Source organism: Streptomyces sp. NPDC048659, from assembly GCF_040650575.1.
In the GTDB taxonomy this organism is placed as follows: Bacteria; Actinomycetota; Actinomycetes; order Streptomycetales; family Streptomycetaceae; genus Streptomyces.
The window spans coordinates 100,006-120,004 of the sequence record NZ_JBEZHM010000009.1; the positions used below are offsets into that span (position 1 = coordinate 100,006).

General features: G+C 72.0%; 17 protein-coding genes and 1 pseudogene. 16 read left to right on the plus strand and 2 right to left on the minus strand.

Features of this window, described 5'->3' with window-relative positions; genetic code table 11:
* The first annotated feature begins 27 nt into the window (after positions 1 to 27).
* From AB0C99_RS10050 to AB0C99_RS10125, 16 genes and pseudogenes are all read left to right on the plus strand, one after another.
* Positions 28 to 579, plus strand: coding sequence for an SUMF1/EgtB/PvdO family nonheme iron enzyme (locus AB0C99_RS10050; protein ID WP_362472121.1), 552 nt, complete (start codon positions 28 to 30; stop codon positions 577 to 579).
* Complete coding sequence (locus AB0C99_RS10055; RefSeq protein ID WP_362472124.1) at positions 576 to 1,679, plus strand: glycosyltransferase family 4 protein; 1,104 nt, start codon at positions 576 to 578, stop codon at positions 1,677 to 1,679. The genes AB0C99_RS10050 and AB0C99_RS10055 overlap by 4 nt, the downstream gene beginning before the upstream one ends.
* A complete protein-coding gene (locus AB0C99_RS10060; RefSeq protein ID WP_362472126.1) occupies positions 1,676 to 2,479 on the plus strand; it encodes a reverse transcriptase domain-containing protein in 804 nt (267 codons plus the stop codon). Before AB0C99_RS10055 ends, AB0C99_RS10060 begins: the two co-directional genes overlap by 4 nt.
* Before the next feature lie 20 nt (positions 2,480 to 2,499).
* Positions 2,500 to 3,879 carry a glycosyltransferase family 4 protein gene (locus AB0C99_RS10065; RefSeq protein ID WP_362472129.1) on the plus strand — a complete coding sequence of 460 codons (1,380 nt, stop codon included), beginning with the start codon at positions 2,500 to 2,502 and terminating at the stop codon, positions 3,877 to 3,879.
* Positions 3,876 to 4,709 carry a 5'-3' exonuclease H3TH domain-containing protein gene (locus AB0C99_RS10070; protein WP_350572348.1) on the plus strand — a complete coding sequence of 278 codons (834 nt, stop codon included), beginning with the start codon at positions 3,876 to 3,878 and terminating at the stop codon, positions 4,707 to 4,709. Before AB0C99_RS10065 ends, AB0C99_RS10070 begins: the two co-directional genes overlap by 4 nt.
* A 403-nt stretch (positions 4,710 to 5,112) precedes the next feature.
* Positions 5,113 to 6,456, plus strand: coding sequence for an aminotransferase class I/II-fold pyridoxal phosphate-dependent enzyme (locus AB0C99_RS10075; protein ID WP_362472132.1), 1,344 nt, complete (start codon positions 5,113 to 5,115; stop codon positions 6,454 to 6,456).
* Positions 6,457 to 6,664: 208 nt separating this feature from the next.
* The gene (locus AB0C99_RS10080; RefSeq protein ID WP_362472135.1) at positions 6,665 to 8,605 is read left to right on the plus strand and encodes an ATP-binding cassette domain-containing protein; all 1,941 of its coding nucleotides are present in this window, start codon (positions 6,665 to 6,667) and stop codon (positions 8,603 to 8,605) included.
* A gap of 202 nt (positions 8,606 to 8,807) precedes the next feature.
* Positions 8,808 to 9,692: a phosphotransferase gene (locus AB0C99_RS10085; protein WP_362472138.1), complete on the plus strand. Its 885-nt coding sequence runs from the start codon at positions 8,808 to 8,810 to the stop codon at positions 9,690 to 9,692.
* Complete coding sequence (locus AB0C99_RS10090; RefSeq protein WP_362472141.1) at positions 9,689 to 10,162, plus strand: NUDIX domain-containing protein; 474 nt, start codon at positions 9,689 to 9,691, stop codon at positions 10,160 to 10,162. Before AB0C99_RS10085 ends, AB0C99_RS10090 begins: the two co-directional genes overlap by 4 nt.
* A pseudogene (locus tag AB0C99_RS10095) lies at positions 10,159 to 10,908 on the plus strand (MFS transporter); the annotation flags it as partial. The gene AB0C99_RS10090 and the pseudogene AB0C99_RS10095, both read left to right, overlap by 4 nt.
* A gap of 316 nt (positions 10,909 to 11,224) precedes the next feature.
* Complete coding sequence (locus AB0C99_RS10100; RefSeq protein WP_362472338.1) at positions 11,225 to 11,452, plus strand: hypothetical protein; 228 nt, start codon at positions 11,225 to 11,227, stop codon at positions 11,450 to 11,452.
* Between the two features lie 86 nt (positions 11,453 to 11,538).
* Positions 11,539 to 12,021: a class I SAM-dependent methyltransferase gene (locus AB0C99_RS10105; protein ID WP_362472329.1), complete on the plus strand. Its 483-nt coding sequence runs from the start codon at positions 11,539 to 11,541 to the stop codon at positions 12,019 to 12,021.
* A gap of 29 nt (positions 12,022 to 12,050) precedes the next feature.
* Complete coding sequence (locus AB0C99_RS10110) at positions 12,051 to 13,211, plus strand: bifunctional class I SAM-dependent methyltransferase/NUDIX hydrolase (RefSeq protein WP_362472143.1); 1,161 nt, start codon at positions 12,051 to 12,053, stop codon at positions 13,209 to 13,211.
* 46 nt (positions 13,212 to 13,257) lie between these two features.
* A complete protein-coding gene (locus tag AB0C99_RS10115) occupies positions 13,258 to 14,046 on the plus strand; it encodes a PIG-L family deacetylase (protein ID WP_362472146.1) in 789 nt (262 codons plus the stop codon).
* Between the two features lie 134 nt (positions 14,047 to 14,180).
* On the plus strand, positions 14,181 to 14,621 hold the full coding sequence (locus AB0C99_RS10120; RefSeq protein ID WP_362472149.1) for a GFA family protein: 441 nt from the start codon (positions 14,181 to 14,183) through the stop codon (positions 14,619 to 14,621).
* A 124-nt stretch (positions 14,622 to 14,745) separates the two neighbouring features.
* The gene (locus AB0C99_RS10125) at positions 14,746 to 15,558 is read left to right on the plus strand and encodes a class I SAM-dependent methyltransferase (protein WP_362472152.1); all 813 of its coding nucleotides are present in this window, start codon (positions 14,746 to 14,748) and stop codon (positions 15,556 to 15,558) included.
* A 227-nt stretch (positions 15,559 to 15,785) separates the two neighbouring features.
* Here the strand turns inward: AB0C99_RS10125 and AB0C99_RS10130 are convergent, their stop codons facing one another.
* Entirely contained in the window at positions 15,786 to 16,094 is a 309-nt protein-coding gene (locus tag AB0C99_RS10130; protein ID WP_362472155.1) for an NUDIX hydrolase, read from the minus strand.
* Positions 16,094 to 19,795: a hypothetical protein gene (locus AB0C99_RS10135; RefSeq protein WP_362472158.1), complete on the minus strand. Its 3,702-nt coding sequence runs from the start codon at positions 19,793 to 19,795 to the stop codon at positions 16,094 to 16,096. The genes AB0C99_RS10130 and AB0C99_RS10135 overlap by 1 nt, the downstream gene beginning before the upstream one ends.
* Positions 19,796 to 19,999: the final 204 nt, after the last annotated feature.

Below are 19,999 nucleotides of genomic sequence, written 5' to 3' on the forward strand. Positions count from 1 at the left end.
TCCACGGTAGCGGCAGAAGTGGATCCGGTGGAGTGGATCCGCTTATCCGGCGGCCGAGTTCCGGCCGGGGAGTGGCACCCGGCCCAGGAGGTGGCCACCTTGTGGTGGGCGGCGACGCCCCTGGCGGTCACCGGGATCCCGGTCACCGGCCTGCCCCTGCCCCACGCCGCCCAGCTCGCGCATCGGCTCGGTGCCAGGGTCCCGACGTCCGCCGAATGGGAGTGGATGGCCGGCGGCGGAGTCCGCCGCTTCCCCTGGGGCGACCAGGTCCCCGACCACAGGCACGCCAACCTGCGCGGCCTCGGTCCCGGCCACCCCACACCGGTCCGGGCCCACGCGACCGGCCGGACCCCGGACGGTCTGTGGGACGTCGGCGGCAACGTCTGGGAGTGGACCACCGCCCCCTGGCGCCGTGACCGCGTCGCCCTGCTGCGGGGCGGCTCCTACCACTCTCTGGCTCAGTACGCCGAGTGCGCCCACGCCAACGACGTCCCGTCCGGCATCGCCTCGCCGGGCATCGGACTGCGGCCCGTCCGAGACACCGCCCCCACCCCGCCGACTAGGGGAGACACCCTGTGAACGTCGCCTTCGTCCTGCTCACCCACAACCCCGACGAGCCCGCCGGGATCGAGCGCAGCATCGCCGCCCTCGCCGCAGGCCTGCGCGAACTGGGCCACCGTGCCCTGATCATCGCCGCCGGACCGGCCACCGCCGCCGACGGCGAGGACCTGCTCCGCCTGACCAGCCTGACCCTGCCCCGCCCCGCGCTGGAGGAGCACCTCACCCACCTCCTGGCCGACCCCACTGCTGTGGAGGACGAGGTCCGCAGTCTCCTGGCCGGCCACGCGGTGAACCTGGTGTGCTGGGTGGACGCGGTCTGGGGACTGGGCTACCTCAGCCCGGCCCCGGCCGGAACGGCCACCGCTCTGATGGTGCACGTCCCGCGGACCGACGCCCCCCTCTACCGCAGCCTGGAGCACCGCCCGGGCCGGGTCCTGACGGTCAGCGACTTCATGGTCGCGGAACTGGCCCGCGAGGGCGTGGACTCCAGCGACTGGGCGGTCGTTCCCAACGCCCTCATGCACACGCTCACCCCGCCGGCGCCGGACGAGCGGGAGGCGCTGCGCAAGCGCGGGCCCGTGCGGATCGTGGCCCGGGCCGAGCCGCACAAGGGCATCGCCGAGCTGCTGAAGGCATACCCGGCCGGGCTGGGCAGGCCGGTGCAGATCGTGCTGGCCGAGGCCGGGTTCGAGTACTGGCCGGGCATGCAGAACGACGTGGTCACCGAGTGCCGGGCCCTGGCCGCCGATCTGCCCGACGTGGAGATCCTCCCGGCCGTGCCCTGGCAGGAGATCCCGGGCTTCCTCGCGGGCGCGGCCGTCACGGTCGTCTCGTCGACCAGCCCGGAGACGTTCGGGAACGTCGCCGCGGAGGCCCTGTCGGTGGGGACACCGGTGGTCGGCTACGGGCTCGGGCACCTGCCGGCCCTCACCGGACCGGCAGGGCGGATGACCGCGCTGGAGAGCGGGCCCGGCGTCCTGTGGGAGGCGGCCACGGGCCTGCTCGACGACCCGGCGGCCTACCGCGCGGCCGCCGACCAGGGGCCGCGTCAGGTCGCCGCCCACACCCCGGCGGCCGTCGCCCAGGCGTTCCTGGACGCCATCGGCCCGGCCAGGTGACCGGGCGGACGGCGGCGCACTCGCTGATGCGGCAGGCCGTCGGCGAGCGGGCGCTGAAGCGGGCCGCACGCCAGTGCATGGGGCGCACCGGCTCACCCGGCGCCGACGGCATGACCTGGCGGATGTTCCGCCAGGGCATGCTGGCTCGGATCGAGGCGCTGTCCGCGGCGTTGTCCGACGGTTCGTGGCGGCCGGGGCCGCTGCGCATCGAGGAGTTCGACGCGTGGGGCAAGCGGCACACCGTCACCATCCCCACGGTCACCGACCGGATCGTTCACCGGGCGCTGCGCAACGCGATCGAGCCCGTCCTGGAGCGGGACGCCTACCCGCCCTGGATGTTCGGCTGGCACCGGCGGGCGGGCCGGCCCCTCGCGGTCGCGGCCGCCGCGCGCCACCTGCAGGCGGGCCTGACCTGGGTCGCCGACATCGACGTCGCCGCCGCCAGCCACGGCGTCACCCTGGAAGAGGCGGTCACCTCTGCCGCCCGCTTCGTCCACGACGGCCATGTGCTCGCCCTCCTGCGCCGCATCCTGGCCGCGCTGCCCGACCCGCTCGCCCCGGGCAGCGGGCTGAGCCCGATGCTGACCAACCTCCGGATGACCCCCGTCGACCAGCAGCTGACCGGCTGGCCGGCCGTGCGGATGACGGACAACTACACCCTGTTCGCCGCCACCGAACCCGAGGCGGAAGCCGCCTACCGGCACCTGACCGACCTGCTCACCGCTCACGGGATGAAGCCGGCACCGGCGAAGTCGAAGATCTGGCGGCCGAACCCGGAAGACCTCTACGCCGCCGGCTGACACCCAAGGAGGAGCTCTCGTTGTCCGCGACCAACGCGCTGCTGTACTGCGCCGTGAACGGCATCGCCAACAACACCAACGGCATCGGCCGCCAGACCAAGACCCTTCTGGCCACTCTCGCCCGCCACCACCACCGCCTGAGCGCGCACGCCGGCGCCTTCACCCCCTACCTCGCGGTCCCCGAACCGGGCCCGGCCACCTGGGGCTACAACGAGAGCGACCTCCGCTACGCCCGCCGCGTCGTCGAAGGGCTCGGCGGCCAGGTCCTCACCCTGCCCTACGACACCGGCCGCCCCTTCTGGCAGCCCGACACCTGGCGGCAGCTGTCCGGCGAAGCCGCCCGAGCCGCCGGCCACCTCGCGGACCGGCACGCCAAGGTGCTGGCCATCGGCGTCGACACCCCGTTCGCCGGACTCGTCCACCACGTCGGCGCCCACCCGGCCATGGAGGTCCTGCTGGCCTTGTTCTCCACCGCCCGCATCACCGAACGCCCCCGCCCCGACCCCGGCCGCGTCACCTGGGAGGAAGAGGCGATTGCCGCCGCCAACCTCCACCCGCGTACCTGGGTCGCCGACATCGGCGACTTCCTCACCCGCCACCTGAAGGACCACTACGGCCTCACCCCGGCCAGCCTCCGGCCCTGGCCGTCCGGGCTCCCCCTCACCTCCGCCGACCTCACCCCACCGACCAGGACCGAAGCCGAGCGCATCGTGCGCGCCCTCGGCATCCCCGCAGGCCGCCCGGTCGTCGCCGCGGTCGGCCGCACCGACCACACCAAGGGCCTCGACCTCCTCATCGAAGCCCTCGCCCCGCTGCGCGACGACGTCCACCTGGCGATGGTCGCCGTCCCGACCGACGACGACCGCGCCGCCCTGCTGGACTCCTACCGCCACCGCAGCGCCGAACTCAGGCTCAGCGCCACCATCGTCGGCCGCTACGACCGGGACATCCCCCGCGCACTGGCCGCCTGGCCCGACACCTACGTCATGGCCGTCCCCAGCCGCGGCGAGACCCTGGCCAACATCGTCTTCGAGACAGCCCTGTGGGCCCAGCACTCCGGAGCCGTCGTCCTGGCCCCCGACATCGACGGCTTCCCCGAACAGATCACCGACGGCCACAACGGCCTGCTGTACGACCCCGCCCCCGGCGCCCTGACCGCCGGCCTGCGCCGGGCTCTCACCCTGACCAGCGACGAACGCGCCCGGCTGCGTGCCAACGCCCACCGCAGCGTCATCGCCCGCCGCAACGCCGCCGAACACCTCGCGGCGCTGCTGGCCACGTTCTGGCAGCCCCACGCCAACGGCGTGACTAGACTCCTTGGTCATCCGGCAACGGATGCCCGTACGCCGCGGTCACAGGCAACCACCAGCACGCAGCACCCCCTGGAGGCGACGCCATGACCGAGACCGCACCCCTGTTGCTCGTCGACGGCCACTACCTCCTGCACCGCGCCTGGTACGGGTTCGCCGCCCGCATCATGAGCCGCGACAAGACCATCGACCGCACCGGCGTCTTCGGCTTCGCCGCGCTCCTCCGCAAAGCCCAGGTCCAGCACGCCGACGGCTTCGAGATCTTCGTGGTCTTCGACTCCGAAGACGGCTCCCAGGTTCGCGCCGACCAGGACAGCGACTACAAGGCCCACCGGCCCGCCCCCGAACCGGGCCTGATCGAGTCCCTCGCCCTGATCAAGAACGCCCTCGACCACAGCGGGGTCCGGTGGATCGAACAAGACGGCTGCGAGGCGGACGACGTCATCGCCACCCTGGCCATCGCCGCCCGCACCGAAGGCCGCGCCGTCGACATCATGACCACCGACAAGGACTACATCCAGCTCCTGGCCGACGGGGGCGTGCGCCTGCTCAACACCGGTCTCGCCATGGAGCGCCGCTACACCACGGGCGACCACATCCTGCCCCGCTACGGCGTCCTCGCCGAGCAGTGGCCCGATTTCCGCGCTCTCATGGGCGACCCCGCCGACAACATCCCCGGCATCCGCGGCATCGGCGCCAAAACCGCCGCCCGGCTCCTGACCGGCGCACGCCGCCTCGAGAACGTTCCCGCCGACGAGTTGCGCCCCACCTGGACCGAGCAGTGGCCGCAGGCCCTGCGCTGGCGCGAAATGATCAAGCTCGACACGAAGGCCGATATCCCCGACGACCTCCTCACTGCCGCGCCCACCGCGCCGCTGCCCAAGGCCGCGCACGTCCTGGAAGCGCTCGGCCTGTGGTGACGCCGGCCAAGACCGCGATATGGGACTTCGGGAACGCTCGGCCACCGCCGGTACAGAACGTGGGCCGAGTTTCTCTTGGAGGTCCTCGACCTCCAACAGCCCGGCCACCGCCGGGGTCTTCCCCGAGACATTCGAGGCTCTCGCCACCGACCGCCGCGGCTCGCCGGGCGGGCACCTACGACTTCTGGGTACGGCGCGACCAACACACCGACACACCCGACCTCGAAGCCGCCGCTCGTATCCTCCTGGCCTCCGAGCTCGTTCCGGACGGACGGCATCCAGCTCTGCACGAGGCCCCCCGTTGCAGCCACCCGCCCCGAAACGCTCTCTATCAGGTAACCTCACCGACGTCCGCACCGCGGAAGCCCGGCAGCGCCCCGGCCCATGGCGCACCGGAGCCACCGTGGACGACACCGCCCCCTCACCCGCGCAGGCCGACTGCCTCACCGCCTTCGCCGCCTTGCGCGATGGCGCGGATACGGACCCCGAGACGACGATCGAGCTCGGGGAGGGTTGCAACCGCTTCCCGCCCTCCCCGGACCTCGCCCGCTACCTCTCCGCGTTGTTGGACCGCTTCATCCGCGACGGGACCCTCTCCGCGTACTCAGGCCGCCACCCGGCCAGCACCCGCGGTGCGATGGCCGAACTTCTCGGCAGTCACCTGAACATGCACCTGGACGCCTCGGACATCTTCTTCACCCGAGGCGGCACCGAGGCCATCAGCCTGACCATCGCCCATCTCGCCGCCACCGGTCACGGCCTCGTCATGCCCCTGCCGAACTACTACGCCTTCGACCAGGCCGCCTTCCGCTGGGGAGCCCCCGTCACCGCCTACTACCGGCACGACGGCGCACTCCACCACACCGGGGCAGTCTCCACATCAGGCGCCTGCCTCGTCGAAGTCCTCCCCAACGGCGTCACCGGCGCCCGCCACGTCCCGCTGAAACAGGCCAGGCCGGACTTCACCCTCATTGACGTCCCCTTCCAGGTCGGCACCGAAGGCCCACAGCCAGCCGCGGTACTCCGTGACCGTGTCCAGGACCTCGACCTGGAGACCGCTGCCCTGATCCTCACCGCCTCGAAGGATCTCTCCCTGCCTGGCCTTCGCGCCGCCATAGTCGTCACAAGGAACAAGGCACTGCTGCGCCACCTGGGCAGCGACCGCTTCGAGCGGATGGCCATGACCGGCGACCCCATCGGCGAGATCGCCATGCTCTTCTACGTTTCCCTCCTCGCCGTCGCGGACGCCCCCAGTGAGCAGACCGGCAAGTTGGTCCAGATCGCCCAGGACTGCGCTCACCGCGCCAATCTCCCCGCACTTCCTGATGAGGAGACTTACCGCCGCGTCCGTGGCCACTTGACCAGCATGAGCGAACGCTTCCGCCGCAACGCTCTTGCGCTCGCAGACCCCCGCTCGCCGCTCCGGCCCATCACCGGCCTGGAGCCCGCCACCGGCTACTCCACGTTCGCAGAACTCCGAGCGCCCCAAGAAGACTTCCTCGACTGGGTTGCCCGGTGTGGACGCTCTGGACTGCAGCTCAACCCAACTGTCGTCCACGGCGGCACATCCATGGCCTGGGAGGCGCTGTACCCCGGTGGGCAGCTCCTGCGAATCAACCTCTCGGAGGCCCCGGTTACCTTCGATCGCGGTCTGAGCCTTCTCCGTCGCTACGCCACCAATCAGTTCGAGCAGGAGTTGGAAGCGCGGGGCCAGGCCTCCCCGGAGCAGGTGGACGCAGACCGATGACGCGCGCCACTGCAGCGACGGACGTCGGCGATTCGGCCAACCTCCGCTTGGGGCAGTGCCGTTGCGGGAGCTGGGTCGGTGCAGTTTCCACAGTTCCTCGAACGCTCTATCCCGGGACTTCAGGACCGACCGAAAAACGTGTGTTCGATATCTCGGCTGTGTCGTTGAGCCTCGCGAACCAGCCGTGACGACCGACAGGGGGATTGACTTGACCTCGGGCAGCACAGCCGCGCAGCCGAGCACGGACGAAGCGGAGGGGACTCCACCGGACAGCGGGGGCGCGGCGCAGGAGGAGGAGTTCCAGTACCGGGACGAGTCCCGGCTCCAGGCCGGCGCGCAGATGACGACGACCACGATGGCGCGGCGCCTGCCCGTGCTGGTGCGCCGGTCGCTGCGGATGGCCTGGCAGGTGGACCGGGTCGCGACGGCCGGGCTGCTCGCGTGCCAGCTCGGCACTGGCGTGCTGGCCGCGCTGGGCCTGTTCGCCGTCACCGGGACCCTCACCGCGCTGATCTCCTCCGGCGACATCACCGAGCGGCTGCGGGAGGCGGCTCCGCAGCTGGCCGTCATCGCGGCGGCCGCGGGGCTGCGGGCTCTGCTGGGGGTCACGGTGACCTGGCTGACCGGTCGGCTGCGGCCGGTGCTCGCCCGGGCCGCGGAAATCAGCATGGTCGAGGCGGCTCTCGGCGCCGAGGCCGCGGCGAACAACAAGCCGGGGTACAACGACCAGTACGACATCGCCGACCGCGGCGCCCAGGTCACCCCCGACCTCGTGGAGGAAGCCCAGGACGTGCTGGCCGCCACGGCGACCCTCGCCGCCGGCGCCACGGTGCTCACCGTGATCCACCCGATTCTCCTGCCTCTGCTGCTCCTGGCCTGCCTGCCGCAGGCCGCCGCGTACGTGCGCGCGGCCCGAGTGGTGTACCTCGCGGGCCTGGAGACGTCGGGGCGCCGGCGAATGCTGCACAAGCTGCGCTGGCACATGTCCTACATGGAGTCCAGCGAGGAGATGCGGGCCTGCCTGGCCGGCCCGTTCCTCCTGGGCCGCTACCGGCGGCTGGCCGCCTCCGTCAACGTCTCGGAGCGCGAGGCCGCGAACACCGGGGCCTGGATGGGCCTGGCCGGGGCGGCGGCCGGCGGAGTCGCCTCGGCGGCGGTCTGGGCGACCCTGCTGTGGCTGCTGGTCTCCGGCCGGATGGACCTGGCGGCGGGTGGTGGCGCGGTCTTCGCCCTGCAGACGGCGACCGGTTCGGTGCGGGGCATCATCAACGGCGGGGCCCGGCTGGTGCGCACCGGCTGGTACGTGCAGGACTGGCAGAACTTCCTCGACAACGCGCACGGGCAGGCGATGGTGGCCTCGCGTGGCACCGAGGTGTTGTCGGCGCCGCCGGAGCGGTTCGAGGTCCGTGACGTCACCTACCGGTACGACGGTGCGGAGAAGGACAGCCTGGCCGGGGTGTCGCTGACGGTACGGCGCGGGGAGATCGTGGCGCTGATCGGGGAGAACGGGTCGGGGAAGACGACGCTGTCCCGGCTGATCTGCGGCCTGCTGCTGCCGACCTCCGGGGAAGTGGCCTGGGACCACAAGACCACCGCGCAGCTGGAGCCGTGGGAGGCGTGGAGGCACGTAGCGGTGGCACCGCAGCGGTTCACCTACCTGCCCCTGACCCTCCGTGACAACGTCACCCTGGGACAGGGCGACACCAGTGACGCCGCGCTCATGGCGGCCTGCGAGGCATCCGGAGCCGCAGACATGCTGCCCGCCCTCCGTTCCGGCCTCGACACCCTCCTGACCAGCGAATGGTTCGGTGGCCACCAGCTGTCCGGTGGGCAGTGGCAACGCGTCATCCTGACCAGGGCCTTTCACCGGAAGGCCAGCCTGCTGGTGATGGATGAGCCCACAGCCGCCCTCGATGCCCGAGCCGAGCACCACGTGTTCACCGGCCTGCGAGACCTGGCCAAGGACCGGGCCATCTTGCTGATCACGCACCGCCTTGCCAACGTCGCCGTGGCCGACCGGATCGTCGTTCTCGATCAGGGCCGCCTGGTCCAGGAGGGAACGTACGCGCAGCTCACCCGCGAGCCCGGGCTCTTTCGGACCCTGTGGGAACTGGAGCAGCGCACCGGCGGTTCACCCGATCCCGCCTGAGACCCGCCGCAGTCCCGAGCCGACCCCGGCCGTCCGGCAACGGCCCAGGTCCGTAGCCCCCGGCCGGCCCGGCCGGTCCGCACTGCGAAGACCCCCTCGACCGACAATCCCCGGGAGGAACCGTGTTCCCCGACCGCACCGAATCTGATGGCGGTGTGCCCTGCCGCTCCGCCATCCCGCACCCGGGTGCGGGGTCTGCCGGATGAACCAGACGAAGCCGCTGCCCGCGGCCCTGCAGCGCTGGGCGGAACAGCAGATCGGCCCCGTCGTGTCCGTCCGCGACGCCTCGCATGACTGGGACCGATCCCGGGTGTGGGATCTGAAGGGCGAAAGCGGGGTGCACCACTACCTGAAGGTCTCGCCCTCGGTGAAGTTCTTCACCCGTGAGAGCCGGGCATACCGCCACGTCGTCCCCGCACTCGGACACACCCGTGCACCCCACCTCATCGACAGCCGCGCCCAGGACCTGGCCCTTCTGCTCTCCGCGGTCCCAGGCACTCCGGCAAAGCAGCTCGGCCTGGACGCCGCCGAGTGGAGGACCGTGCACCAGCAGGCCGGCGCGCTCTGCGCCCGCCTCCACGAGGCCGGACCGCTCGACCGCGGCGACCGGGTGGAGGCCGAAGCCTCCTTGAGCGCCGCCGCTGACGGAGCGGAGAAGTATCTGGCTCGTGCCGGGGACCGGCTCAACCAGGAAGAGCAGCACCTGATCCGGGACCACGCTGGGCGCCTTCGCCGCGTCGGCCCGGTGCCTGTCGGCTACGTGCACGGCGACAACCAGCCGAGGAACTGGCTGTGGTCCAAGCACGGGCTCGCCCTCATCGACTTCGAGCGCACCCGGCCGGCCGCCCGCGTCCAGGACTTCGTCATCCTCGCCACCACTCAATGGGTAGACCATCCGGACCGCGAGAAGGCGTTCCTCCTCTCCTACGGGCGGGAGCTGTCCGACGCCGAGCGGCACGCGCTGCGCTGCCTGACCGCGCTGGACGCGGTCAACTGCCTGGCCTGGGGCCCGGACAACGGCGACGCCGAGGTCACTGCCCGGGGACGGCGGACCCTGGACCGCCTCATGAGGGAGGACCGGCCGTGAGCGCCGCACACCGGAGCATCGGGAACGTCATGGTCCTGCTCCAGCGACCCGCCGACGGCCGGATCCTGACCGTCCGGCACCAGGCGACGTCGTGGCACTCCCCCGAAATGCTCACGGTCGTCGGAGGACGCCTCGAAGACGGCGAGTTCCTCAACGAGGGAGCGGCACGCGAGCTCGCCGAGGAAGTCGGCATCCACATCACCCCGGACCGCCTGCGGTTCTGCCAACTGCTCCACTTCCACGCGGCGGACGGTGAGCGGGTGATCGGCGCCGCCTTCACGGTCCGGGAGTGGGAGGGCACCCCGTACAACCGCGAGCCCGGCACGCACACCGAGCTGGCGTGGGTCGACCCAGCCGCACCGCCGCCCGACTGCCACCCCTTCACCCACACGGTCCTCACCCACTTCGCCACCGGCCAGCTCTACGCCAACGTGACCGCCCCGGAACTGCTGGGCGGTGAGGCCGGGTGACGACCTCCACCCAGACGGCCCAGGCCGCGAAGGTCACCTCCCCGGATCTGCGCCGCTTGGTCGCCAGCGAGTGCGCGAGCCTGTCCGGATCCGCAGTCAGCACCGTCGCCCTCCCCACCCTGGCCGTGCTGGAACTCCACGCCTCCACCACCCAGATCGCCGCGCTCGCCTTCCTCGGCCAACTGCCGAACGCCGTCGTGGCACTCCCGGCCGGCGCGCTCTCGGACCGATACGCCAAGCGCCCCCAGATGATCGCCGCGGACCTCACCGCCGCCGTGGGCCTCGCGTCAATCCCGGCCGCAGCCTTCGCCGGGGTGCTCGGCATCGGCCAGCTATACGCGGTCGCCGTCGTCCTCGGCATCACCAAGATCCTGCATGATGCGGCCGCCATCAGCTACCTGCCCATGCTCGTTGAGCCTGACCAACTGCAGCACGCGAACTCGAGGCTCGGTGCGGCCTCGTCGGTAGCCGACAGCGCGGGCAGCAACGCGGGCGCCGCGCTGGTCGGCGCCATCGGCGCTGCCCGCTCGGTCCTCGCCGACGTCCTGTCCTACCTCGTTTCGGCACTGCTCGTGTGGCGCATCCGCACCCCCGAACCGGCGGCCGCGCTGGCCCGCGGCCGCCGGAGCCTCGCGCGGGACATCGGGGAGGGCCTGCGTTACGTGGCCGAGCAGCACACGATCCGAACGGTGATCGCGGCGCTCTCCACGCTCAGCTTCGGCCTGGCGATCATGAACACGTACTGGGCGTACTACCTGCTCGCCGACCTGCACGTGTCCCCGACCTCGTTCGGCGTGATCATGGGTCGGTGGCGCCGGCAGCCTTGCCGGGGCACTCCTCGCCCCGCGGATCGCCTCCCGGATCGGGATCGGGCCGACGATCATCATCGGGTTCGCGGTCAGCCCGCTGGCCCAGGTTCCCCTCCTGCTCGCCGGGCCCGGCCTCCGCTGGCAGATCGCGCTCGCCGGGACTCTGGCCGTTCAGCTGTTCTGGGCAACTGCCTCCGGCACGAGCCAGAGGTCCCTCCGGCAGATCCTGTGCGAACCCCGCTTCCAGGGCCGCATGCAGGCCGCGAGCACCACAATGACCGCCGGAGCCCGGCCCCTCGCCGCCGCTACAGCCGGCGCCCTGGTCCTCCTCCTCGGGGTACGCGGCACCCTCACCGTCGGTGCGGCCCTCCAGGTCGTCCCCGTGGCCCTCCTGCTCTCCTCCCCTGTCCGCGCGTTGCGGGACATGCCCGCCCCGCCCACGCGCGCCACCGTTCCACCCGCCCTGGAAGGAGCCTCGTGACGACGACCGCCACCGCCGCATACTGGGAACCGCTATGGGCCGGGGGCCGCCGATACCGGCAGCTCGAAACCCCCGAAAGGCGGCTCATGGACGAGCATCTCGGTCCCGGCCGCAGGCGCCCGGCCCTCGACGTCGGCTGCGGCGATGGCGCCTTGGCCCGGCACCTCCACCACGAGCTCGGCTACCGCACCACCGGCATCGACATCTCCCCCAGCGCCATCGCACTCGCCGCCGGCCACAACCCAGGCCCCGAGCCCGCATGGCGGTGCGCCGACTTTGCCACCGGCGACCTCACGGCGCTGCCGGAGCCCGCGTACGCGGTCATCACCTGCCGTCTCGTCTACCGGTGGATGGACGACAAGAGAGCCTTCCTCAACCGCGTCCGCCACCTCCTCGTACCTGGCGGGATCTTCTGGGTCGTCACCGAGATCGCCGGCCGCCGCCCCACCAGCGACCCCTTGCAGGACCTAGGCATCACCCCGGCCCAGGCCGAACTCCTCACCGCGGGCTGGTCCGCCGTCCACATCGCCGACCTCGACGTCCTGCGCTGCTACGCCCTGCGCCCCTGACCCCGCCCCTCGACCTGATGGAGAACCCGGTGACCACCGAACAAAACACCGTCGCGACCTGGAACACCTACGGAAACCACCAACTCGCCCGAAAGCTGGAGCTGCCCGAGCTGGACCAGTGGAACTGGGGCCTCCCCGGCGCCGGCCCCGGCATCGAGGTCTTCGGCGACCTGGCCGGGCTCCACGTCCTCGACCTCGGTAGCGGCCTCGGCCGTCACGCCGCGCACCTTGCCGCCCGGGGCGCTCACGTCACCGCCGTCGACGCCTCCCCCGCCCAGCACCAGCGCGCCGCGGCCCGCTACCCCAGCACCCCGGGCCTACACCTGGTGTGCGCCGATGCCGTGAGCCATCTGCGTGACGCCGACCCGTACGACCTGATCTACTCCGTCTGCTCCATGCCGTACCTGGACCCCGACCGGTTGCTGCCCGTCCTGGCCAACGGCCTCCGGCCGGGCGGCCGACTGCTCTTCTCCGCGCTGCACACCAACTCGGGCGGCACCGGGCCGTCGAACGAGGTCGCCCCGCGGACCGAGATCCTGCGGCTGCCCGGCACCGCCGACGACCACCCCGTCGACATGTGGGTCCTTACCGCGCAGCTCTGGGAGGACCTCCTGGTCCAGCACGGCCTCACCCTGGAGGCGGTCACCGTGATCGACTCCGACCAGCCGGACAGCCACGTCTCCTACCGGCTCTACACCGCTCGCCGCCCGAGCCGCGTACCGAGCCGCCCCCGCACCAGCGCACCGCCGCCCCCACACGCGGCGGTAGGCGTGGGCATCATCGTCCACGGCCCGGAGGGAGTCCTACTCGGCCAGCACCGACGCCAGACTTGGGAGCTCGCCGGGGGAAGCGTCGAGCCGGGCGAGACCTTCGCCCAGGCGGCTGTCCGCGAACTCCGCGAGGAGGCCGGCATCGCGGCAGATCCCGACGACGTATGGGTGCTGGGCACACTCCTGGACCGGGTGGGCGACGTCGTCCGAGTGACGGTGCCCGTCGTCATCACCCGGTGGGCCGGCGTGCCGCAGCAGCGCGAGGAGGCCATCGGCGCCTGGCGGTTCTGGCCCCTGAACGCCTTGCCCGGCCCGCTGTTCGTACCCAGCGCCCAGTGCCTGGCCGCCTGGAAGCCGGAGCTGCCGCTCGACCACCCGCCCGTCCACTTCCAGCGGTACGAGACACCCGGCCGCGCGTAGCCCGGCGGCCACGCTCACCCACGTCCGATCGAAAGGCTCCACCACCGTGACCTCACCCCCTCCGGATGCGCCTGCTCCGTCGCTTCTGGCCGTTGCCGCCCACCCGGACGACGAATCCCTCCTCGCTGGCGGAGTCCTCGCCCAGCACGCCGCCGCAGGCGCCCGCACCGCAGTCGTCACCGCCACCTGGACGGCCGACACCCACCGCATCCCAGAACTCGCGGATGCTCTCGACATCTTGGGCGCCGGTACCCCGCGGCTGCTCGGCTACGCCGACGCCCGCAACCCCGCCTCGGCACCCGGCGGCGCCGTGCGCCTCGTCGACGCGCCGTTAGACGAGGCCGTCGGCCGGCTGGTCGCACACATCCGCGAACTCCAGCCCGACATCGTCATCGGCCACGACGCCCTTGGGCAGCTCACCGGCCACCCAGACCACCGGCGCGCCCACCAGATCACCCTCCTCGCCGTAGAGGCCGCCGGCCTGCGGCACCTGTACCCCGAAGCCGGCGAGCCCTGGCAGCCGACCGCCCTGTACGCGGCGACGCACCCGGAATCGGGCATCGGCAGGCTCGGCCCCCTCCTTCAAGGCGTGGGGAAGACGCTCCTCGCTGTGCCGGACGCGTACGTGACCACGACAATCGACGTCTCACCGTGGGTCGCACAGAAGTGGGCCGCGATCCTTGCCCACCGCAGCGAGGTCGCCCGCCCACGACCCCTGCCCGGACTCCTCGCCCGCCTACCCGAAGAGGAACGGCTGGAGATCATCCGCACCGAGTACTTCACCCGGCTCTCCCTCATCTCCGCGCCAGCCGACCCTCACCGGCTCACCGCCTGACCGGCCCCTCCCAACGCCTAGCTGCCGGCTGAACGGCGATCGCCGTTTCGGCGGCATCACTTGCTGTCATCGCGGGCCGTCGAACTGGCACACTTGAGGGCTCAACTCACCCATCGCAACCGGGAGACTACGCAATGAACGTCACCCCTGGCGCCGACGCCCAGGGAACAGAACCAGCTGGAGAACGCACTGGTGGCTGTCTGTGCGGTCGTATCCGCTTCACCATCAGAGGCCTAGCCGTCTTCCCCCACACCTGTGCCTGCCGCCACTGCCAGAAGCTAGGCGGCACACCAGTGATGTGGTGGGCGGGATTCGAAACGGTCACCTGGACTGGTGAGGGCGGCGAGCCGACCTGGTATGAGACCTTCAAAGGCGAGGCGAAGCGCGGCTTCTGCCCAAACTGCGGCAGCCGCCTCGCGGCCCTCGACAGCGACATCCCGGAGATCGGCATCAACGTCACCGCCCTCGACGACACCAGCGGCCCAGACCTCGTGCCGATCCACGCGTCCTTCCACGACAACACTGTGCACTGGCTTCCGTCGACGCCGAAGTCCGAGCACAGCACGTCGGGTTGACCGCCCGTTTACCCCGACGGCTCCGTCGCCCCTGCCCTCACCGACTGATGACAACACCTGAACGCCGCCCTGGCCCGTTGACCGAGCACCGACACTAACCGCACCCCCGCGAGAGACTGGTCCCGTGACCTCCTCCACCCCCTCGTACACGCCCGACGAGCTGTTCGCGTCCACCGCGCCGTACTACGCCGCCTTCCGGCCCCGCTACGCGCCCGAGGTCTACACCCTGCTCGCCCACCGCTTCGGCCTCGACGGCACCCAGCGAGTCCTCGACCTCGGCGCGGGCCCCGGCATCATCGCCCTCGACCTGGCCCCTCTCGTCGGCGAGGTCATCGCCGTCGACCCGGAGAAGGGCATGCTCCAAGAGGGCCGCCGCCTCGCCGCCGAGCAGGGCGTCACCAACATCGACTGGCGCGAGGGGGACTCCACCACCCTCCCGGCGATGGGCCTCGGGCCCGTCCTGCTGACCGTCATGGGCGCGGCCTACCACTGGATGGACCGCGACCAGGTCGCCTGGGACCTTGACCGGATCATTGAGCCCGCTGGCGCGATCGTCCTCGCCTCCGGTGGCGCCCCCGGCGACGTCGAGCCCGCAGACTGGCGCCACGTCGTCGACGAGGTCCGCACCCGCTACCTCGGCCCCGAGCGCCGCGCCGGCTCCGGAACCTACTCCCACCCCAAGGAACGCCACCAGGACGTCCTCGCCCGCTCCCCGTTCTCCCAGGTCGACACCGCGCGCTGGGACCACACCCTGACCCGCACCGTCGATGGGGTCATCGGCTGGGTCTTCAGCCTCTCCTACTCCAGCCCCGCCCAGCTCGGCAATCAGAAGGACGCCTTCGAGCGGGACCTGCGCGCGGCGCTCCTCGCCTTCAACCCCTCCGGGCAGTTCGACGAGGTGATCCGCACCGAGGCGGTCATCGCCACCAGGCCGTAACCGACCGGCGGCGGCTCGGGCATACTGCCAGCGTGGCAGCACCCGGGATCGGCGACGTGGCGGCGGCGCGCATCGCCCGCTACCTCTATGAGGGGGCTACACCTTCGAGGTCGAACCCGAGTTCGGCACCGGCCGCCACCCCGACTACCTCATCACCGCGGGCGAGCACTCGTCGTGGAGGTGAAGGCGTTCGAGACCTACGGCATGTTCGAGAACGCCGTTCTGGGCTAGGTGATCTTCCGCTCGCTGAGCGAGGCGCTCGCACCGATCCGCTGGCGAGCCCGGCCGGCGGAGGCGCCCCTCGTCGCCTCGGCGTCGGAGGGCAGAGCGGGAAGGCCGTTCGCGAGGTAGTTGTAACGGGCGGCCGTGAACGCCTCTCGGGCGGAGGCTTCGGGGAGGATCTCACCGTGCTGACGGCGGCCTCCGGGCAGTTTCCACTGTCCGCTTTGCTGGTTTCTGACAAGGAGGACCCGCTGGGCTGTGGGGTCGGTGACCAGGGTGTACGCCGCGTAGGCTCGTTCGAGTAGGGCCGGCATCAGTTCTTCCCGTCGCCGGGGCTGTTCCACCCTGGGTGTGGGCTCGCCGGTGAGGTCAGGACCTGGGCGAGGTGGTCGGCGATGGTGAAGGCGACCTTCGGGTCGGCGAGGAAGCCGGCCGGCTCGATGCTGCGGGTGACCATCAGCGGGATGATGTGCCAGTCAAGGTCGTCGGGGGCCTGGCAGGCGCGGGCGGCCGCGGCCGCGTGCTCGGTGATGGTGGCTGCCTTGGCGAGGAGCTTGTCGCGGTAGCGGGCGGTGAAGCGCTGGACGTGCTGGAGCAGGGCGTGCGGGGCGACCGCGGCTTCGGGGTTCTTCGCCTCGATGACCCACAGCCGCCGGGTGGCCGGGTCGGCGACGAGCAGGTCGATCTCCCCGATGAGGTCGGGGATGCCGAGCTGGGCGGCGGTCTTCTCCAAGAGGCGGAAGCGGTGGGGCAGGCCGGCGGTGCGGGCGATGGCCTGGAGGTCGGCTTCCAGGCGTTCGTCGAGCTGCTGGCGGTAGCGGCGCAGGGCGTCCCCGACGGGCCGGGGCAGGTCGGGGTGCGGGAGGCGGCCCTCGTCGAGGTAGGCGGCGTAGAGCTCCTGGGAGGTGTGAAGGAGCCAGGGCAGCAGGAGCAGGCGGTCGCCGTGTTCGATCAGCGGGTGGGTGGCGGGCCGGATGCGGCGTTCGACCTCGGTGTAGGCGTGCGCCCCGGAAGGGGCCGCGTTGGCCGGGTGCAGGCGCAGCCGGTCGACAGCGGCTGCCAGCTCGCCGTTGGGCAGCGCCGACCAGGCGGCGGCCTCGTTGATCAGCTCCTCGGCGGTGACGGCGGCGATGCCGTCAGCTCCGGTCGGCCAGTCGGCGGCCGTTGCCAGTACGGCCCCCAGTGCGGCGAATCCGAAGCTCCAATGCTGGCGCAGGAGTTGGTCGGCGGCGGCGAGCTGGCTGCCCGCGGGTGGGCGCGGCGCGGTGAACTCGATGGGGGTCCGGGTGCGGGCCGTGGAGAGCACGGTGGCCGGGTCGAGGTGTTCGGTCGGGGTAGCGGCGGCCTGGGTGATGAAGTGCTGCTGCCGGGCGTGCTGGTAGGCCTGTGCGTCGAAGCCGAGGTGGAGCAGCTCGGCGTCCGGGTCGGCGGTGTGGGTCTGGTCGGTATCGGTGAGGGTGAACACGCCGGTGGTGTGGATCTCGAGGTGGAGGTCGTGCAGCCGGCGGGCTGCGGCGACCGCGGTGGTGCCGCAGTGCAGTACGAGCTCGGCGAGGGCGACCAGGTCGGCGACGGCCAGGATGTCGACGGGCCGGCGGCCGGCGGGCGGGGTGGTGATCGCCTGTTGGAGGAGCAGTTGCAGGGCGGAGGTGGCAGCGGAGGCATCGGCCTGGCGGCGGCCGGCTTCCTGGGCCCAGTTCTGCGCCCAGGGTGCGGCGAGGTTCACGGTCACCTCGTGGTGGCCGCGGGTGCGGCTGGCCCAGGCCGCGTTCAGCTGCCGGGCCAGTTCGTCGACCAGATCGGGATGATGGGATCGGATCTGCCCGGTGAGCTCGTCTTCGAGGGCGTGGAGCAGTTGCTCGGCGGGGCCGCCGCGGGCGTAGGCGTCGGCGCCGTGCCAGGCCCCGGCGGGGACTCCGGCGCGGCGGACGGCGGTGGCCGCGCTGCGCAGGGCCCGGGCGTGGAGGTGGCGCGTACGCGGAAGCGTGGAGCGGGGGGCGGTCGCGGGCCAGAAGGTGGCGGTGCCGGTGAGGCGGAGTACCGGGTGCGCGTTGTTCCAGGCTTCGGCGAAGGCTTCCGGATCGGTGCCGCCCCCGACGCCACGGCCGCGGCGGATCTGCTCGACCAGGTGGTGCAGGAGCCGGCCGAGTATCCGGTGGCCCTGCTGTCCGTCGCCGGTGAAGGCGGCCAGCAGCGGCGGATCGAAGTCGATGCCGATCCAGGCCCGGTCGGGGTCTGCGCCGGCGTGAAGCGGCAGCCACTCCCCCGCATCCTGCTCATCCCCACCGGGGCCGGGGCCCGGGGGCTTGTGGGGGTGGGCGGTCCCGGTCAGCTGGAGCACCATGGGGGCGCCGTCCGGCAGGGTGAAGTGCTCGGCGACCAGGGGGCAGCCGGCGACGGTGGTGCGGATGCTGTCGGCGAGTCCGCTCATCGCGGCCAGGTCGAGTACGGCGTCGTGGCCGTGGTCGGGCCGGGCGATGACAGCCATCGGCGGGTCGGTGCTGACCCGCACCAGCAGGTCGTCGGGGCCAGGTTGGAGAAGGTCGGCATGGGCTCCGAGAACGCCGGGGCCAAGGTCAACGAGGTGGGCGAAGCGCCAGTGCAGCGCCGGCGGCAGTCCGGCAGAGGCGAGGACGTCGTCCGGGCGGGCCCAGGCGGTGGCCCGCTGCCAGGTGAGGTCGACGCCGGCCGCCGGAACGACGGCGACCTCGCTGCGAGACGGGCCGGGGAGCAGCAGCGTGCCCGCGTGCGACCAGGCGCGCCACGCGTCGAGCGGCTCCTGGTAGAAGACGGCGTCGACGCCGGGGTGCTCGGTGAGCTCCAGGACGAACAAGGCCAGCAGGGCCGGGTCGCCTTCCGCGTCGGCGAGGATCTCGGCGAGCTCTTCGACGTGCAGGTAGCAGGTGTCGCGGATCAGCTCCGGCCCGAGCACCCGGGGTCCGCCGTAGACCACGAGCCGCCCCCGGCCGGCCGGCTGCTCGGCGAGCTTGGCTCGGCCCTCCTCGACCCTCGTCGGCAGAAGGCCGTCCGCGAGCGCGCTGACGATGGCGATGTCGTAGCGGTGGGTGGGTGAGGAGATCACGCACACCGGCCCGGGTCGGGCGGGTGCCGAATCCAGGCCCAGCAGCTGGGCGACGCGGTCCACGGTCAGCGCCTGGAGACGCTCCTCGGCGGCCGGCCCGTTCGGAGCGGTGGCGATCAGGCGCTCCAGGGCCGCGGCGAAGCTGTTCAGCATGGCGGAGGCCGGAACCAGCCGACGTCGGTCGTGCGCGACAACGGCGAGCACCGGACCCAGGAGAGGCGATCTGGGGTTGTAACGCAGCGGCATGGAGGTGATGTCCGAGGTCAGCCACTCCAGCGCGCGGGCGGCACGATCCGGCTCCCGGCACGCGGAGGCGATCTCAGCGGGGTCCAGGGCAGCCAGCTCCTGGGCGGCGGCATACTCGCCTGGGCTGATTCCGCAGGCGATGTCCTGTGCGGATCGGTCGTCGTACACCTCGGGCCACGCCGGAGCGAGCCCCGAGACCACCCGGTCCGTGCAGCGCAGTACGAGTTCGAGGACATCGGTGAGGGTGAAACCATGCACGGCCAGTACGGACTCGTCGACCGCCCGCGCCGTCAGCTCCGCGCAGCGAAGGAACATCACCGGGTGGTCGAGCTGCCCGGGGTGAACCAGCAGCCGCTGCCCCGCCACCTCGTACCGCACCAGGGCCCGCGGGTCGTCCGGTTCCACCTCGGTCACCGTTGCGCGCCCGGGCGCCGCGCGGACGACGGCCTCAACCAGCCCCGGAAGATCCTCGGCTCCCGCTTCGGCTCCGGGCCGGACGGAGGTTCGTAGGACCCGGGTCCATAGCAGCAGCAGGTGATCGTGGAAGCGGGCACAGCCCGGCGAGGCGAGCGCGGTCTCCAACAACACCAGCAGCGATTCCGTCGAGTAACGTGCCAGCGCCTGGTCGATGGGCTTCCACGTCACCCGCCGGTGCTGCGCGGACGTGGGCTGCTGCGCCGTAGCCATCGTGGATTCGTCTCCTGTGCCGGTCGTGGTGAAGCCAGCCTGGCAGGAGGGCACACCATGGCGTCGGGGAATCCCGCCTTCGGCCAGTCGCCTTTCCGGATTTGGCTGTGCTGCCCGCGCGGCGGGTCAGTGGGGTATCCAGCCGCTGTCGATGCTCAACGACTGTGCGGTGATGAACGATGCGCTGGGGTTCGCGAGGAAGGT